The 17772-nt window shown below is 61.8% G+C and carries 15 protein-coding genes; 9 read left to right on the top strand and 6 right to left on the bottom strand.

Translation table 11 applies throughout. The features are described 5' to 3' along the window. Positions 1-18: 18 nt before the first annotated feature. On the top strand, positions 19-960 hold the full coding sequence (locus tag ACTJK7_RS12060; RefSeq protein WP_064382550.1) for an AEC family transporter: 942 nt from the start codon (positions 19-21) through the stop codon (positions 958-960). A gap of 9 nt (positions 961-969) precedes the next feature. Here ACTJK7_RS12060 and ACTJK7_RS12055 read toward each other — a convergent pair whose 3' ends face one another. From ACTJK7_RS12055 to gatC, 6 genes are all read right to left on the bottom strand, one after another. Beyond that, positions 970-1350 (bottom strand): carboxymuconolactone decarboxylase family protein, encoded by a 381-nt coding sequence (locus ACTJK7_RS12055; RefSeq protein WP_011332452.1) that lies wholly within the window; start codon positions 1348-1350, stop codon positions 970-972. Beyond that, the gene (locus ACTJK7_RS12050; protein WP_108559580.1) at positions 1347-2408 is read right to left on the bottom strand and encodes a calcium/sodium antiporter; all 1062 of its coding nucleotides are present in this window, start codon (positions 2406-2408) and stop codon (positions 1347-1349) included. The genes ACTJK7_RS12055 and ACTJK7_RS12050 overlap by 4 nt, the downstream gene beginning before the upstream one ends. 46 nt (positions 2409-2454) lie before the next feature. Further along, complete coding sequence (locus ACTJK7_RS12045; RefSeq protein WP_011332454.1) at positions 2455-2829, bottom strand: septal ring lytic transglycosylase RlpA family protein; 375 nt, start codon at positions 2827-2829, stop codon at positions 2455-2457. A gap of 145 nt (positions 2830-2974) precedes the next feature. After that, positions 2975-4420, bottom strand: coding sequence for an Asp-tRNA(Asn)/Glu-tRNA(Gln) amidotransferase subunit GatB (gatB, locus tag ACTJK7_RS12040; protein ID WP_440780385.1), 1446 nt, complete (start codon positions 4418-4420; stop codon positions 2975-2977). A gap of 10 nt (positions 4421-4430) precedes the next feature. Next, a complete protein-coding gene (gene gatA, locus ACTJK7_RS12035; RefSeq protein WP_108559582.1) occupies positions 4431-5882 on the bottom strand; it encodes an Asp-tRNA(Asn)/Glu-tRNA(Gln) amidotransferase subunit GatA in 1452 nt (483 codons plus the stop codon). Between the two features lie 16 nt (positions 5883-5898). Beyond that, a complete protein-coding gene (gene gatC / locus ACTJK7_RS12030; RefSeq protein WP_007953612.1) occupies positions 5899-6186 on the bottom strand; it encodes an Asp-tRNA(Asn)/Glu-tRNA(Gln) amidotransferase subunit GatC in 288 nt (95 codons plus the stop codon). A 211-nt stretch (positions 6187-6397) separates the two neighbouring features. Between gatC and mreB the strand changes: the two genes are divergently transcribed. From mreB to tldD, 8 genes are all read left to right on the top strand, one after another. Continuing rightward, positions 6398-7435: a rod shape-determining protein MreB gene (gene mreB / locus ACTJK7_RS12025; protein ID WP_002555108.1), complete on the top strand. Its 1038-nt coding sequence runs from the start codon at positions 6398-6400 to the stop codon at positions 7433-7435. A 140-nt stretch (positions 7436-7575) separates the two neighbouring features. Next, positions 7576-8700, top strand: coding sequence for a rod shape-determining protein MreC (mreC, locus tag ACTJK7_RS12020; RefSeq protein ID WP_108559584.1), 1125 nt, complete (start codon positions 7576-7578; stop codon positions 8698-8700). Next, positions 8700-9191 carry a rod shape-determining protein MreD gene (gene mreD, locus ACTJK7_RS12015; RefSeq protein ID WP_064382544.1) on the top strand — a complete coding sequence of 164 codons (492 nt, stop codon included), beginning with the start codon at positions 8700-8702 and terminating at the stop codon, positions 9189-9191. The genes mreC and mreD overlap by 1 nt, the downstream gene beginning before the upstream one ends. A 202-nt stretch (positions 9192-9393) precedes the next feature. Further along, positions 9394-9990 (top strand): Maf family protein, encoded by a 597-nt coding sequence (locus tag ACTJK7_RS12010; RefSeq protein ID WP_236195802.1) that lies wholly within the window; start codon positions 9394-9396, stop codon positions 9988-9990. 57 nt (positions 9991-10047) lie between these two features. Next, positions 10048-11505 carry a ribonuclease G gene (rng, locus tag ACTJK7_RS12005; protein WP_064382542.1) on the top strand — a complete coding sequence of 486 codons (1458 nt, stop codon included), beginning with the start codon at positions 10048-10050 and terminating at the stop codon, positions 11503-11505. 75 nt (positions 11506-11580) lie between these two features. Then, positions 11581-15384, top strand: a complete 3804-nt coding sequence (locus tag ACTJK7_RS12000) for a YhdP family protein (RefSeq protein ID WP_440780383.1) — start codon at positions 11581-11583, stop codon at positions 15382-15384. A 58-nt stretch (positions 15385-15442) separates the two neighbouring features. Continuing rightward, the gene (locus ACTJK7_RS11995; RefSeq protein ID WP_108559590.1) at positions 15443-16303 is read left to right on the top strand and encodes a carbon-nitrogen hydrolase family protein; all 861 of its coding nucleotides are present in this window, start codon (positions 15443-15445) and stop codon (positions 16301-16303) included. A 5-nt stretch (positions 16304-16308) separates the two neighbouring features. Further along, positions 16309-17751, top strand: coding sequence for a metalloprotease TldD (gene tldD / locus ACTJK7_RS11990; RefSeq protein WP_440780382.1), 1443 nt, complete (start codon positions 16309-16311; stop codon positions 17749-17751). Positions 17752-17772 lie beyond the last annotated feature (21 nt).

Raw genomic sequence — 17772 nt, 5'->3', positions numbered from 1 at the left:
CCTCCAAGGCTCCCCGGCATGCTGGCAATCTTCCTCGAAACCCTGAACATCACCGCGCCGGTGTTTGCCATGCTTTTTCTCGGTGTGCTGCTCAAACGCATCGACTGGATCAACGACAACTTCATCCACACGGCATCGTCGCTGGTGTTCAACGTCACCATGCCGGCGCTGCTGTTTCTCGGCATCCTGCACGCCGACCTGCACGCGGCACTGCAACCGGCGCTGCTGATCTATTTCGCTCTCGCGACGCTGGTCAGTTTTGCCGTGGCCTGGGGCTGGGCGATTTTCCGCTGCCCGCGTGAAGATCGCGGCATCTACACCCAAGGCGCATTTCGCGGCAACAACGGGGTGATCGGCCTGGCGCTGGCGGCGAGCATGTACGGCGACTACGGGATTTCTCTCGGGGCGATTCTCGCAGCGCTGGTGATCCTGTTCTACAACACCCTGTCGACCATCGTGCTCGCGGTCTACAGCCCGGTGATCAAGTCGGACCCGTGGAGCATCTGCAAAAGCGTGGTCAGCAATCCGTTGATCATCAGCGTGATCGCGGCGGCGCCCTTCGCTTATTTCAAGATCGGTCTGCCGGGGTGGCTGGAAACCTCAGGCCAGTATCTGGCGCAGACCACGCTGCCGCTGGCACTGATCTGCATTGGCGGCACGCTGTCGCTGGCGGCGCTGCGCAAGAGCGGCAAGATGGCGCTCAGTTCGAGTCTGGTGAAGATGGTCGGTCTGCCGGTGATCGCCACGCTGGGCGCGTGGCTCTGGGGCTTTCGCGGGGCGGAGCTGGGAATTCTGTTTCTGTACTTCGGCAGCCCGACCGCCGCCGCCAGTTTCGTCATGGCCCGTGCGGCGCAGGGCAATCATGAACTGGCGGCGGCGATCATCGTGCTGACCACGTTGATGGCGGCGATCACCACCAATATCGGGATCTTCTTCCTGCAGTGGGGCGGGTGGATCTGAGGCCGGCGCTTACTCGGGCTTCTGGTAACTGTCGATCACTTCCTGCGCCGCGCGGAACGCATCGATCGCCGCCGGTACGCCGGCGTACACCGCGCAATGCAGCAGCGCTTCACGGATCTCATCGACCGTGCAGCCATTGTTCAGCGCACCGCGCACGTGGCCCTTCAACTCTTGCGGACACTTCAACGCAGTCAGCGCGGCGAGGGTGATCAGGCTGCGGGTTTTCAGCGGCAGACCTTCTCGATTCCACACGCCGCCCCAGGCGTGTTCGTTGACGAAATCCTGCAAGGGTTGAGTGAATTCGGTGGCATTGCCCAGCGCGCGGTCGACAAACGCGTCGCCCATTACCTGACGGCGGACTTCAACCCCGGATTTCTTCGATTCGGTCATGGCACATCCCTCTTGTGGTGTTGGCGGCGCCAGGCGCGTACGGACGTGAAAAACAGAAACGCCAGCAGCGTCGGCAGCACATAAAACAGCATCAATCGCTCGAGTTTGCCGGCCAGTGGCATGCCGGTGGTGAACGACACCACGTGCAGCCCGTATGCCAGATACAAACCAAGCAGCAACAAGCCTTCAGCCCGGGTCACGCGGTAGCCGGAATAGAACACCGGCAGGCACAGCGCCGCGACGCCGAGCATCACCGGCAGGTCGAAATCCAGTGCGTTCGGCGAGACCGACAGCGGCGTCGGCGCGATCAGTGCGGTGAGGCCCAGCACCCCAAGCAGGTTGAACAGGTTGGCGCCGATCACGTTGCCCACCGCGATGTCCCGCTGACCGCGTAGCGCGGCGATCAGCGAGGTGGCGAGTTCCGGCAGCGAGGTGCCGACCGCGACCACGGTCAGGCCGATTACCCGTTCGGAGAACCCCAGGTCGGTGGCCACGACCACGGCGGCGCCCAGCAGCAAGTGCCCGGCGAACACCAGCATGCCCAGACCGCCGACAATCATCAGCAGGCTGGTGAACCACGGTGCCTGCGGATCGTGCGGTTGATCGGAGTGCGGGCGGGTCGAGTGCCGCGACTGGCGCAGCAATAATCCGAGATACAGGGCGAGGGCGCCGAGCAACAGAATGCCGTCGAAGCGCCCGAGCTCTTCATTCCACGCCAGCACGAACACCAGCAGGCTGGCGCCGATCATCAACGGGATGTCGAGGCGCACCAGTTGTCGCGATACCCGCAGCGGAATGATCAGTGCCGACAGGCCGAGGGTGACGAGAATGTTGAAAATGCTGCTGCCGATCACGCTGCTGACGGCGATGTCCGGCGTGTGCGCCTGCACGGCTTGCAGGCTGACGGCCATTTGCGGAGCGCTGCTGCCGAGGGCGACGATGGTCAGGCCGATAATCAGCGGCCGCAAATGCAGGCGCGCGGCCAGACGCACGGCGGCGCGTACCATCAGTTCGGCGCCGACGATCAGCAGGAACAGCCCGCTGAGCAATTCGATCACGCTGATCAGGGGTAAGTCGGTCAGTCCGAAAATGGTGGACGCTCCATCAGTCGTCGAGGGCCTGGACCCGAACGCGGGCGGTTCCACTGCGCAGCATACCGAGCTGTTCGGCCGCCGCACGTGAAACATCGATCAGGCGACCACGAGTGTGCGGGCCGCGGTCGTTGATGCGGACCACGACGGATTCATCGTTTTTCAGGTTGGTGACCTTCACCCGGGTGCCGAACGGCAACTGGCGGTGGGCGGCGGTCAGGGAATTCTGGTTGAACGCTTCGCCGCTGGCGGTGCGTTTACCGTGGTGCTTGGCACCGTAATAGGAGGCGACACCGGTCTGGTCGTAACCGTGCGGGTCGATGACATCGGTGCTGGCGCAACCGGCCAGCAAGGAGAGCAGGGCGCAGGCGCCGAGCAGACGTTTCATTCATAAGCTCCCAAGTGATCGTTCCCACGCTCCGGCGTGGGAATGCACCCCGTGACGCTCTGCGTCACACCGCAATGGACGCGGAGCGTCCGAGGCGGCATTCCCACGCAGAGCGTGGGAACGATCCTCAGGCGCGGGGCCATCGTCAGCCTTCGAGCTTGCTTTTCAGCAGTTCGTTCACTTGCTGCGGGTTGGCCTTGCCCTTGGAGGCTTTCATGGCCTGACCGACGAAGAAGCCGAACATCTTGCCGCGCTTGGCTTCGTCTGCCGCGCGGTATTGCTCGACCTGCTCGGCGTTGGCCGCGAGCATTTCGTCCAGCACCGCCGAGATCGCGCCGCTGTCGGTAACCTGCTTCAGGCCGCGCTTTTCGATGATCTCGTCCGCGCTGCCTTCGCCGTTGGCCATCGCTTCGAACACCACCTTGGCGATCTTGCCGGAGATGGTGTTGTCCTTGATGCGCAGCAGCATGCCGCCCAGTTGCTCGGCCGAAACCGGTGAATCCTCGATGTCCAGGTTCTGCTTGTTGAGCAGGCTGCCCAACTCGACCATCACCCAGTTCGCCGCCAGTTTGGCGTCGCCGCCGATGGCTGCCACTTTCTCGAAGTAGTCCGCCTGCTCACGGCTGGTGGCCAGCACATTGGCGTCGTAGGCCGACAGACCGAACGCACTCTGGAAGCGCTCGCGTTTTTGCGGTGGCAGCTCCGGCAGGGTGGCGCGCACGTCGTTGAGGAACGAGTCCTCGATGACCACCGGCAGCAGGTCCGGATCGGGGAAGTAACGGTAGTCGTTGGCTTCCTCTTTGCTGCGCATCGGACGGGTCTCGTCCTTGTTCGGATCGTACAGACGGGTCTGCTGGATCACTTTGCCGCCGTCTTCGATCAGGTCGATCTGACGCTGGATCTCGGAGTTGATCGCCTTCTCGATGAAGCGGAACGAGTTGACGTTCTTGATCTCGCAGCGGGTGCCGAACTCGACCTGACCTTTCGGACGTACCGACACGTTGCAGTCACAACGCAGCGAGCCTTCGGCCATGTTGCCATCGCAGATGCCCAGGTAACGTACCAGCGCGTGGATCGCCTTGACGTAGGCCACGGCTTCCTTGGCGCTGCGCATGTCAGGCTCGGAAACGATTTCCAGCAGCGGTGTGCCGGCACGGTTCAGGTCGATGCCGGTGGCACCGCTGAATTCTTCGTGCAGGCTCTTGCCGGCGTCTTCTTCCAGGTGCGCGCGAGTAATGCCGATGCGTTTGACCGTGCCGTCTTCCAGGGCGATGTCCAGGTGGCCCTTGCCGACGATCGGCAATTCCATCTGGCTGATCTGGTAGCCCTTCGGCAGGTCCGGGTAGAAATAGTTTTTACGGGCGAACACGTTGTGCTGGCCGATCTCGGCGTCAATCGCCAGACCGAACATCACCGCCATGCGCACTGCTTCCTGGTTGAGCACCGGCAGCACGCCGGGCATGCCCAGGTCGATCAGGCTGGCCTGGGTGTTCGGCTCGGAACCGAACTGGGTGGAACTACCGGAAAAGATTTTCGACCGGGTGGTGAGCTGGGTGTGAATCTCCAGCCCGATCACGACTTCCCATTGCATGTGTGTCTCCTCAGAAGCCGGTTGGGGTGCGGGTGTGCCAGTCAGTGTTCAACTGATACTGGTGCGCAACATTGAGCAAACGGCCTTCCTGGAAATACGGAGCGAGCAGTTGCACGCCGACCGGCAGACCGTCGACGAAACCGGCCGGCATCGACAGGCCCGGCAGGCCCGCGAGGTTGGCGGTGATGGTGTAGACGTCTTCCAGGTAGGCAGCGACCGGGTCGCTGTTCTTGGCACCGAGTTTCCAGGCCGGGTTTGGCGTGGTCGGGCCGAGGATGATGTCGACTTCATTAAAGGCAGTCATGAAGTCGTTCTTCACCAGGCGACGGATCTTCTGCGCTTTCAGGTAGTAGGCGTCGTAGTAACCGGCGGACAGTGCGTAGGCACCGACCATGATCCGGCGCTGCACTTCAGGCCCGAAGCCTTCGCCACGGGAGCGCTTGTACAGGTCTTCCAGGTTCTTCGGGTCTGCGCAGCGGTGGCCGAAGCGCACGCCGTCGAAACGCGACAGGTTGGAGGAGGCTTCTGCCGGGGCGATCACGTAGTACGCAGGGATCGCGTGCTGCATGTTCGGCAGGCTGATTTCCTTGATCACGGCACCGAGCTTTTGCAGCTCCTTGATGCTGTTCTGGATCAGTTCGGCGATGCGCGGGTCGAGACCGGCACCGAAGTACTCCTTCGGCACACCGACGCGCAGGCCTTGCAGCGAACCGTTCAGACCGGCGGCGTAGTCCGGCACTGGCTCATCGATGCTGGTGGAGTCGTTCGGATCGAAGCCGGCCATACCTTGCAACAAAATTGCGCAGTCTTCGGCCGTGCGTGCCAGAGGGCCGCCCTGATCGAGGCTGGAGGCGTAAGCGATCATGCCCCAACGCGACACGCGACCGTAGGTCGGCTTCAGGCCGGTGAGGTTGGTGAACGCGGCCGGCTGACGGATCGAGCCGCCAGTGTCGGTGGCCGTCGCGGCAGGCAGCAGACGAGCGGCAACTGCCGCCGCCGAACCTCCGGACGAACCGCCCGGCACGTGTTCCAGGTTCCACGGGTTTTTCACCGCGCCGTACCAGCTCGACTCGTTGGCCGAACCCATGGCGAATTCGTCCATGTTGGTCTTGCCCAGAGTCACGGTGCCGGCGGCGGCCAGCTTCGACACCACGGTGGCGTCGTATGGAGCCTTGAAGTTGTCGAGCATCTTCGAGCCGCAGCTGGTGCGGATGCCCTGGGTGCAGAACAGATCCTTGTGGGCGATCGGCGCACCGAGCAGGGCGCCACTCTCACCATTGGCCCGGCGCACGTCGGCGGCTTTCGCCTGCTCGAGGGCCAGCTCTTCGGTGAGGCTGATGAAACTGTTGAGCTGCGGATCGAGCTGGGTGATACGCGCCAGCAGGACTTTGGTCAGCTCTTCGGAAGAAAACTTTTTATCGGCGAGACCGCGGGCGATCTCGGCCAGAGTCAATTGATGCATTGCAGGCTCTTTCCCTTTAGTCGATGACTTTCGGAACCAGGTACAGGCCGTTTTCGACCGCTGGTGCGATGGACTGATAAGCCTCGCGGTTATTGCTTTCGGTCACGACATCGGCGCGCAGGCGCTGACTGGCTTCCAGCGGGTGGGCCAGCGGCTCGATACCGTCGGTATTGACCGCCTGCATTTCGTCGACCAGCCCGAGAATGCTGTTGAGGGCCGAAGTGATGTGTGGAAGATCGGCGTCATTAAGGCCAAGGCTGGCCAGATGAGCGATTTTTTCCACGTCGGAGCGTTCTAGCGCCATCGGGTTTCTCCAGTGGAAAACAGGACGGACGGCGTCCGTGTGTTAGATTGTCGGAACACTACCGCACTTCTACGGTCATAAGGCCGCGATTGTGGGGCTTGGTGCACAGAAAAGCGGCCAATTTAACATATTGGCGCCTTGCCCAAAATCCCTGTCGTTGTTAGAGTTTGCCGCACTTTTTTACCCACGCGTTGCCTAGGGTCCCTTTCCCATGTTCAAGAAACTGCGTGGCATGTTTTCCAGCGATCTTTCCATTGACCTGGGCACTGCCAACACCCTTATTTACGTGCGCGAGCGCGGTATCGTCCTGAATGAGCCATCGGTTGTGGCCATTCGGACACACGGTAACCAGAAAAGTGTCGTCGCTGTCGGCACCGAGGCCAAGCGCATGCTCGGCCGTACGCCGGGCAACATTGCTGCCATTCGTCCGATGAAGGACGGCGTGATCGCCGACTTCAGCGTCTGCGAAAAGATGCTGCAATACTTTATCAACAAGGTTCACGAAAACAGCTTTCTGCAGCCCAGCCCTCGTGTGCTGATCTGCGTTCCATGCAAGTCCACCCAGGTTGAGCGTCGTGCCATCCGTGAATCGGCCCTTGGCGCCGGTGCCCGTGAAGTGTTCCTGATCGAAGAGCCGATGGCGGCAGCGATCGGTGCCGGCCTGCCGGTTGAAGAAGCTCGCGGTTCGATGGTCGTGGATATCGGTGGTGGTACCACCGAAATCGCGCTGATCTCCCTGAACGGTGTGGTCTATGCCGAATCCGTGCGTGTTGGCGGCGACCGCTTCGACGAAGCGATCATCACCTACGTGCGCCGCAACTACGGCAGCCTGATCGGCGAATCCACCGCCGAACGCATCAAGCAGGAAATCGGCACGGCCTATCCGGGCGGCGAAGTTCGCGAAGTCGACGTTCGTGGTCGCAACCTGGCCGAAGGCGTTCCACGTGCATTCACCCTGAACTCCAACGAAGTGCTGGAAGCTCTGCAAGAGTCGCTGGCAACCATCGTTCAGGCGGTGAAAAGCGCTCTGGAGCAATCGCCGCCGGAACTGGCTTCCGACATCGCCGAGCGTGGCCTGGTGCTGACCGGTGGTGGCGCGCTGCTGCGTGACCTGGACAAGCTGCTGGCCCAGGAAACCGGTCTGCCGGTAATCGTTGCCGAAGATCCGCTGACCTGCGTCGCTCGCGGCGGTGGCCGTGCATTGGAAATGATGGACAAGCACACCATGGACCTGCTCTCCAGCGAATAATCGCCGGGTGCAATACGTGGGTGAGCGCACAGGCAGCACTTTGCAGTGCTGCCTGTTGGCGTTTATCTTCTGTCAGTCTTCATCCAGGCCGGTTTGATGCCGTATGAATAAACAGAACATTTGCCTGGGAGGAGCGGCTTATTAAACCGCTTTTCGCCAAGGGCCCCTCATTGGGCGTGCGCCTGTTGGTGCTGGCCGTGCTGTCGGTCGCGCTGATGGTCGTTGATGCGCGCTTCAGCCTGCTTAAACCCGTACGCAGCCAGGCCTCTCTGGTGCTGATGGACGCCTACTGGATTACTGACCTGCCCGGACGGTTGTGGGAAGGTATCGCCAGCCAGTTCGGCAGTCGCACCGAGCTCGTCGCCGAAAATGAAAAACTCAAGTCGGAGAACCTGCTGTTGCAGGGTCGCATGCAGAAGCTTGCCGCCCTCACCGAGCAGAACGTCCGTCTGCGCGAGTTGCTCAATTCCTCAGCGCTGGTCAACGAGAAGGTCGAAGTGGCCGAATTGATCGGCATGGACCCCAACCCTTTCACCCATCGCATCATCATCAATAAAGGTGAGCGTGATGGCGTAGTGCTCGGTCAGCCGGTGCTCGATGCTCGCGGCCTGATGGGGCAGGTGGTCGAACTGATGCCGTACACCTCACGTGTGCTGCTGCTGACCGACTCGACCCACAGCATTCCCGTGCAGGTGAACCGTAACGGCCTGCGGGCGATTGCCAGCGGCACCGGTAACCCCGAGCGTCTGGAACTGCGCCACGTGGCGGACACTGCCGATATCAAGGAAGGTGATCTGCTGGTCAGCTCCGGTCTCGGCCAGCGTTTCCCGGCCGGTTACCCGGTGGCGACGGTCAAGGAAGTCATCCACGATTCCGGCCAGCCTTTTGCAATCGTCCGCGCCGTGCCGACCGCCGCACTCAACCGCAGCCGTTACCTGTTGCTGGTATTCAGTGACAACCGCACTGCCGAAGAGCGCGCCAACGATGCCGCGCAGGCTCAGGAAAACCTCGATGCCTTTGGTGGCGGTCCGGTGATTCCATCCACGGTGCCGAAAATCGTCACCCCGCCAGCCGCAGCCGCAACTCCTGCCACGACGACTCCGTCGGCTGCGCCTGCTGCCGGCACCACGCCGGCCAAACCTGCTGCGAGCAAACCGCCTGCAGCCACGCCCGCGGCCAGCAAGCCACCGGCCAATCAGCCCGCTGCTCGACCAGCGGCCAAGCCGCCTGTCACTGCGCCGGCGACCACCGGGAGGCAAGAATAATGGTCGGAGCTACCGCATCGCGTAACGGCTGGATCGTCTGGCTGACGTTTATCGTCGGCATACTGCTCAGCGTGTCGCCACTGCCCATTTTCATGGAAATCCTGCGCCCGCTGTGGCTGGCCTTGCTCCTGACTTTCTGGGCTTTGTACCTGCCGCATACGGTCGGCATGGTCACGGCGTTCTGCCTGGGGCTGGCCGAAGACGTGCTGCAAGGCGATCTGCTCGGTCAGAATGCATTGATCCTGACACTGATCACGTTCCTCGTGCTGTCGTTGCAACAACGCCTGCGAATGTTCCCGATGTGGCAGCAGTGCCTGGTGATTCTGGTGATCTTCGGCCTCGCCCAGCTCGTACAACTCTGGCTCAGTGCCTTGACCGGCAACCGTCAGCCGACCCTCGCACTGGTCCTGCCGGCACTGGTCAGTGCCTTGCTCTGGCCTTGGGTCAGCTTCGCTTTGCGTGGATTGCGTCGGCGCTACAAAATCAACTGATTCGGTCAGGCATTTGCCCGTACCAGTGCCTTGCCTCGCAAATGAAGTTCTTTTTGGGCGAGCGGCTGTTGTTGCCAGACAAGGCGCCGTGACGAGTCATAGCGTGCTATGGCGAGGAACGGCAACGCAGTATGGCAACAACAGACGCCGACCAAAGGGAACAGCATTTGTGAGGCAGGGCACCAAACAGGGAGATGTCTTGATGAAAAAGCTTTACCTCGCCTCAGGATCGCCGCGTCGGCGTGAATTGCTCACGCAGATCGGCATCCCGTTTACCGCCATCAGCGCGGATATCGATGAAACCCCTCTCGCCAATGAATCCCCATCGGCCTACGTCGAGCGCCTGGCGCGCGGCAAGGCCGAGGCCGGGCGGCGCGCCGTCGTTTCCGACGTAGCGTATTGCGTACTGGGCGCCGACACCGCGGTGGTGCTGGACGGCAAAATTCTTGGCAAACCGGTGGACGAAGCCGATGCATGCGCCATGCTGATGATGTTGTCCGGCAAGGAGCATGAAGTGCTGACGGCGATTGCCGTGCTCGACGGCGAGCGCATCGAGTCGCGGGTGGTGCGCAGTCTGGTGCGGTTCCGCTCGATCAGCCGCGAAGAAGCCGCCGCCTACTGGGCCAGCGGCGAACCCCGGGACAAGGCGGGTGGCTACGGCATTCAAGGGCTCGGCGCGGTGTTCGTCGCCGGCCTCAATGGCAGCTACTCGGCGGTCGTCGGCTTGCCGGTGTGCGAAAGCGCAGAACTGCTTGGCCATTTCGGCATACCCTGTTGGCAAAACCTGAACGCGCGATGAGCGTCGAACGGACAAGATGCGGCCATTATCGTGAACATGCCTGAACGAGACCCTGCCATGAGTGAAGAGATTCTGATCAACATCACGCCGATGGAATCGCGCGTGGCGGTGGTCGAAAACGGTGTGCTGCAAGAAGTGCACGTCGAGCGTACGCAAAAACGCGGGATCGTCGGCAACATCTATAAAGGCAAGGTGGTGCGGGTTCTGCCGGGCATGCAGGCGGCCTTCGTCGACATCGGCCTGGATCGTGCAGCCTTCATTCATGCCTCGGAAATTTCCCTGCGCGAAGGTCCTGCGGTGGAAAGCATCAGTGCGCTTGTACACGAGGGCCAGAGCCTGGTGGTGCAGGTCACCAAGGATCCGATCGGTTCCAAAGGCGCGCGGCTGACAACGCAGCTGTCGATCCCGTCGCGCTATCTGGTGTACATGCCGCGCACCGCCCACGTCGGCATTTCTCTGAAGATCGAAGACGAAGCCGAGCGCGAGCGCCTCAAGCAGGTGGTCAGCGATTGCGTGGCCAAAGAAGGCATCAAGGAGGCCGGCGGCTTCATTTTGCGTACCGCCGCCGAAGGTGCCGGGGCCGATGAGATCCTGATGGACATCCGCTACCTGCGCCGGCTGTGGGATCAGATCAACGAACAGATCAAGACCATCGGCGCACCGAGCGTGATCTATGAAGACCTTGGCCTGGCGTTGCGTACCCTGCGCGATCTGGTCAGCCCGAAGATCGAAAAGATCCGCATCGACTCTAGGGAAACCTTCCAGAAAACCACGCAGTTCGTCGCCGAACTGATGCCGGAAATCGCCGATCGTCTGGAACATTACCCGGGTGAACGACCGATCTTCGACCTGTACGGCGTCGAAGACGAAATCCAGAGAGCCCTGGAGCGCAAGGTGCCGCTGAAGTCCGGTGGTTATCTGGTGATCGATCCGGCGGAAGCCATGACCACCATCGATGTGAACACCGGGGCGTTCGTCGGTCATCGCAACCTCGAAGAAACCATCTTCAAGACCAACCTCGAAGCCGCGACCGCGATTGCCCGGCAGATGCGCCTGCGCAATCTGGGCGGGATCATCATCATCGACTTCATCGACATGGAAGATGAAGAGCACCAGCGTCAGGTACTGCGTACCCTGGAAAAACAGCTGGAGCGCGATCACGCCAAGACCAACATCATCGGCATCACCGAATTGGGCCTGGTGCAGATGACGCGCAAGCGCACCCGCGAAAGCCTCGAGCAAGTGTTGTGTGAACCGTGCAGCAGCTGTCAGGGCCGGGGCAAACTGAAAACTCCGGAAACCATTTGCTACGAGATTTTCCGCGAGATCCTGCGCGAAGCCCGGGCCTATCAGGCCGAGGGTTATCGGGTGCTGGCGAACCAGAAAGTGGTGGATCGCCTGCTCGATGAAGAGTCCGGTAACGTGGCCGAACTTGAAGGTTTCATCGGGCGCACCATACGCTTCCAGGTCGAAACCATGTATTCCCAGGAACAATATGACGTGGTGCTGCTCTGAACCCCTGCATCACCTTTTTCCTGAAACGGCTGGCCTCAGCTTTTTGCAGTATTTTTGCCATGGGAGCCAACTGACATGGAACGTCTGACACGCATTTTGGCTGCGCTGACCCGCTGGGGTCTGAGCCTGTGCGCGTTGGTTCTGGTATTGATGGCGTTGTACGTCAGTCTCGGCCGGGAACTCACGCCACTGGTGGCCGAATACCGCGCCGATATCGAAGACAAGGCCAGTGCTGCCCTGGGCATGCCGCTGCAGATCGGCGAGCTGGAAGGCAACTGGAGCGGATTTGCCCCGATCCTGCTGGCCCACGACGTGATGGTCGGCAGCGGCGCCAACGCCTTGCGCCTGGATCGGGTGCGCGCGGTGCCGGATCTTTGGGCCAGTTTGCTGGCCCGGGAAGTGCGCATCGCCCATCTTGAACTCAACGGTCTGAAGATCAGCCTCAAGGAAGGCGAAGACGGAAAGTGGGCGCTGGAAGGCTTGCCGGTGCAGCAGGATCAGCCCATGGATCCCGAACAACTGTTCAACCGCATGCAAATGATTCAGCAACTGTCGGTGCTCGACAGTCAGGTGACGTTGCAGCCGCTGGAGCAGGCGCCGCTGACCCTCACTTATGTCGGCCTCAATCTAAAGACCGGTTCCAGCCGCCAACGCCTCGATGCGCGCCTGACCCTGCCCGACGGTCAGCCTGTGGCGCTGAGCCTGCGCACACGCCTTCGTCCGAATCAGTGGCAGAACAGCGAATTGGAAGGCTATGCCAGCCTGCCGCAGAGCGACTGGTCCAAATGGCTGCCCGAGCGCCTGACTCAACAGTGGAATTTCTCCGCGATCAAGGCCGGTGGCGAGTTGTGGGTCAACTGGCGCGAGGGGGCGCTGCAAAGTGCCGCGATCCGTCTCAATGCGCCGCAACTGACCGGCGCCTACGCTGAACGCAAGCCGATCCAGATCAACAATCTGGCGCTCAATGGCTATTTCCAGCGCGGTTCCGAGGGAGCCATTGTCACGCTGGATTCGCTGGCGATGAATGTCGGCGAAACCCGTTGGGAATCCCATGTCCAGATCAAACAGACTGTCGCCAACGACAACACCGAAGAACTCTGGCATCTGCAGGCTGACCGGCTCGACCTGACGCCGATCACACCTTTGCTCAATGCCCTCGGCCCATTGCCCCAAGGCTTCGCCACAGTGGTCGAGCGCCTGAAAGTGACCGGCAGTCTGCGTAACGTGTTGCTGGATTTCCGGCCGAATGCCACCGACGACAGCAAATTCAGCTTCGCCGCCAACCTCGATCAAGTCGGCTTCGACGCCTACCACGGCGCGCCGGCGGCACGGAATGTCAGCGGCAGCCTTACTGGCAATCTCGGCGGCGGCGAGCTGCGCATGGACAGCAAGGACTTCGTCCTGCACCTCGATCCGATTTTCGCCAAGCCGTGGCAATACATTCAGGCCAACGCCCGGTTGACCTGGAAGCTCGATAAAGAAGGGTTCACCCTGATCGCGCCGTACTTGAAGGTGCTCGGCGAGGAAGGCAAGATCGCCGGCGACTTCCTGATCCGCCTGCACTTCGATCACAGCCAGGAAGACTACATGGATCTGCGGGTCGGTCTGGTGGATGGCGACGGTCGCTACACCGCCAAGTACCTGCCGCAAGTCCTGAGCCCGGCCCTCGACGAATGGCTGCGTACGGCGATTCTCAAGGGCGCGGTGGATCAGGGCTTCTTCCAGTATCAGGGTTCGCTGAACAAGAACGCCGGAGAAGCGGATCGCAGCATCAGCCTGTTCTTCAAGGTGCACGACGCCGAGCTGGCGTTCCAGCCGGGCTGGCCGCACGTGAGCAAGGTCAGCGGTGACGTGTTCATCGAAGACAGCGGTGTGCGGATTCTGGCCAGCAAGGGGCAGTTGCTCGACACCCAGGTCAGCGATGTCTTCGTCAATATTCCCCATGTGCCGAGCGGCGAGCACAGCCATATGTTCCTCGACGGCAGCTTTGCCGGCGGGCTGGGCGATGGCTTGAAGATTCTTCAGGAAGCGCCGATCGGCACCGCTGACACTTTTGCCGGCTGGGAAGGCGAGGGTGACCTGCAAGGCAAGCTCAAACTCGATGTGCCGTTGGCCAAGGGCGATCAGCCGAAAATCCTCGTCGACTTCAAAACCGCCAATGCGCGATTGAAGCTGGCCGAGCCGAAGCTCGAACTGAGCCAGCTCAAGGGTGATTTCCGCTTCGACAGCGACAAGGGCCTGAGCGGTCAGAACATCAGCGCCAGGGCCTTCGATAAACCGGTCTCGGCGCAGATCTTCGCCGACGGTGCTCCCGGCCAGCTCAAGACCCGGGTCGCGGCGTCAGGGCAGGTCGAGGTCAAGAAACTCACTGACTGGCTGGGCGTGACTCAACCGTTGCCGGTGTCCGGGACGATTCCTTACCAGTTGCAAGTGAATCTGGCCGGCGCCGACAGCCAATTGATGGTCAGTTCCAGCATGAAGGGTGTGGCGGTGGATCTGCCGGCGCCGTTCGGCATGGCCGCCGACGTGGGGCGTGACACGGTATTCCGCATGACCCTGCAAGGACAGGAGCGGCGTTTCTGGGTCAATTACGATCAACTGGCCAATTTCACCTTTGCCGCGCCACCGGGAAATTTTGCCGATGGTCGGGGCGAGTTGTTCCTCGGCGCCGGCGAAGCGGTGTTGCCGGGCAGCAAAGGTCTGCGAGTGCGCGGCGTTCTGTCCGAGCTTGACGTCAAGCCCTGGCAGGACCTGCTGGACAAATACGCTGGCCAGGATCCGGGTGCCAACGCCAAGCAGTTGCTCAGCAGCGCGGATTTCAAGATCGGCAAACTCACGGCCTTCGGCACCACGCTGGATCAGGCAGCCGTGCAAGTGAATCGCAAGCCCGGTGTCTGGGCACTGGCCCTCGACAGCCAGCAGGCCAAAGGCACGGCGGGCATTCCTGACGCCAAGGGCGCGCCGATTGCGGTGAACCTGCAATACGTGCGGTTGCCGGCGCCGGACCCGACGGTCCAGGCCGACGAAAACGCGCCGGATCCACTGGCTTCGGTCGATCCGACCAAGATCCCGGCGCTGGATATCACCATCAATCAATTGTTCCAGGGCCAGGATCTGGTCGGTGGCTGGTCGCTCAAGATTCGGCCGACCGCCAAGGGCATCGCCCTGAACAATCTCGATCTGGGCCTCAAGGGCATTCTTTTGCAGGGCAGCGGCGGCTGGGAAGGCGCGCCCGGTGCTACGAGCAGTTGGTACAAGGGCCGGATCGGCGGCAAGAATCTCGCCGATGTGCTCAAGGGCTGGGGCTTTGCACCGAGCGTGACCAGCGAAGAATTCCACATGGATGTCGACGGCCGCTGGCCGGGCTCGCCGGCGTGGCTGGCGACCAAGCGCTTCTCCGGGACCCTCGATGCGTCCCTCAACAAAGGCCAGTTTGTTGAAGTGGAGGGCGGCGCCCAGGCATTGCGGGTATTCGGTCTGCTCAACTTCAACTCGATTGGCCGGCGTTTGCGCCTAGACTTCTCCGACCTGTTCGGCAAAGGCTTGAGCTATGACCGGGTCAAGGGATTGCTGGTGGCGACCAATGGCGTGTATGTGACGAAAGAGCCGATCAAGTTGACCGGGCCTTCGAGCAACCTGGAACTGGACGGCACGCTGGATCTGGTGGGCGATCAGGTTGATGCCAAATTGCTGGTGACCTTGCCGGTGACCAACAATCTGCCGATTGCCGCGCTGATTGTCGGCGCACCGGCGGTCGGCGGTGCTTTGTTCCTGATCGATAAGCTGATCGGCGATCGCGTGGCCCGGTTCGCCAGCGTCAAATACACCGTCAAAGGCCCGTGGAAAGAGCCGAAAATCACCTTCGACAAGCCTTTTTGAACAGCCAGCCCCTGAACCGATGGAGTAGCATGGCCGCATACCTCTTGCGGAGTGCGCCATGTCTTTAGCGGTGATTCAAATGGTCAGCCAGAGCGATGTGCTGGCCAACTTGCGCGATGCCCGACGTTTGCTCGAACAGGCGGCCAATGCCGGTGCGAAGCTGGCCGTGCTGCCGGAAAACTTCGCGGCCATGGGCCGTCGCGACATCGCCGATATCGGTCGCGCCGAAGCGCTTGGCGAAGGCCCGATCCTGCCGTGGTTGAAACAGACCGCCCGAGACCTCAAGTTATGGATTGTGGCCGGCACCTTGCCGTTGCCGCCGGTGGGGCAGCCCGAGGCCAAGTCCCATGCCTGCTCGCTGTTGGTGAATGATCAGGGCGAAATCGTCGCGCGCTATGACAAGTTGCACCTGTTCGATGTCGACGTGGCGGACAATCGCGGCCGTTACCGCGAATCCGATGACTATGCTTATGGCAGTGGCGTGGTGGTCGCGGACACCCCGGTCGGGCGACTGGGCCTGACGGTGTGCTACGACCTGCGTTTCCCGGAGCTGTACAGCGAATTGCGCGCAGCCGGGGCTGACCTGATTACCGCACCGTCGGCGTTCACCGCGGTGACCGGTGCGGCACACTGGGACGTGTTGATCCGTGCTCGGGCCATTGAAACCCAGTGCTATGTGCTGGCGGCAGCCCAGGGCGGGATACATCCAGGGCCACGAGAGACCTTTGGCCACGGGGCGATTGTCGATCCGTGGGGCCGCGTGCTGGCGCAGCAGGAGCAAGGCGAAGCGGTGTTGCTGGCCGAACGCGACAGTAATGAACAGGCGTCCATCCGGGCGCGAATGCCGGTGACGGGTCATCGGCGGTTTTTTTCGCAGGGCGCACAGCGACCTGCTTCAGAACACGAATTTAAGGCGTAAAACCTATGAGCGAGTTGTTGTCCTCAGTCAGTGATCACCTGTTGGCGCCCGGCGGCGTGACGATCGAGAGTCTGCAAGGCGTGCTCGGTGATCTGGCGGGTCCAGGCATCGATGCGGCCGACCTGTATTTCCAGGGGCAGATTTCCGAGTCCTGGTCGCTGGAAGACGGCATCGTCAAGGAAGGCAGTTTCAACCTCGACCAGGGCGTCGGCGTGCGTGCGCAGTCCGGCGAAAAAACCGGTTTCGCCTACAGCAACGCGATCACCCTCGAAGCCCTCGGCGCGGCGGCCCGCGCGGCCCGTTCGATTTCCCGCGCCGGGCAGAACGGCACAGTGCAGGCTTTCAGCAGCCAGGACGTCGCCCAGTTGTATGCGCCGGACAACCCGCTGGAAGTCCTGAGCCGCGCTGAAAAAGTCGAACTGCTCAAACGCATCGACGTGGCGACCCGCGCCCTCGACCCGCGTATCCAGCAGGTCAGCGTAAGCATGGCCGGGGTCTGGGAGCGAATTCTGGTGGCCTCGACTGACGGTGGCCTGGCTGCCGATGTGCGTCCGCTGGTGCGTTTCAACGTCAGTGTGATCGTCGAACAGAACGGCCGTCGCGAACGCGGTGGTCATGGCGGCGGCGGGCGTACCGACTACCGTTATTTCCTCGCCGAAGACCGCGCCATGAGCTATGCCCGTGAAGCGTTGCGTCAGGCGCTGGTGAATCTGGAAGCGATTCCGGCACCGGCCGGCACCTTGCCGGTGGTTCTGGGTTCGGGCTGGTCCGGCGTGCTGCTGCACGAAGCGGTCGGTCACGGTCTGGAAGGCGATTTCAACCGCAAGGGCAGCTCGGCCTACAGCGGTCGCATGGGCGAAATGGTTGCCTCGAAACTTTGCACCATTGTCGATGATGGCACTCTGAGCGGTCGTCGCGGTTCCCTGAGTGTGGACGACGAAGGCACCCCGACCGAGTGCACCACGCTGATCGAAAACGGCGTGCTCAAGGGTTATATGCAGGACAAGCTCAATGCGCGGCTGATGGGCGTGGCCCGCACCGGCAACGGTCGCCGTGAATCCTACGCGCACCTGCCGATGCCTCGAATGACCAACACCTACATGCTCGGCGGCCAAAGCGATCCGGCGGAAATCATCGCCTCGGTGAAGAAGGGCATCTACTGCGCCAATCTTGGCGGCGGTCAGGTCGATATCACCAGCGGCAAGTTCGTGTTCTCCACCAGCGAGGCGTATTTGATCGAGGACGGCAAGATCACCGCGCCGGTCAAAGGCGCAACGTTGATCGGCAACGGTCCGGAAGCGATGAGCCGGGTGTCGATGGTCGGTAACGACCTGGCGCTGGACAGCGGCGTGGGGACTTGCGGCAAGGACGGGCAGTCGGTGCCGGTGGGTGTCGGTCAGCCGACCCTGAAAATCGATGCGATCACCGTGGGTGGCACGGGCGCATAAGAAGGAATGGAGCTTCGGGTG

Origin of the sequence: Pseudomonas sp. 22085, from assembly GCF_052045815.1 — a bacterium.
Taxonomy (GTDB): domain Bacteria; phylum Pseudomonadota; class Gammaproteobacteria; order Pseudomonadales; family Pseudomonadaceae; genus Aquipseudomonas; species Aquipseudomonas glycinae.
This window is presented reverse-complemented; position numbering and strand designations above follow the sequence as displayed.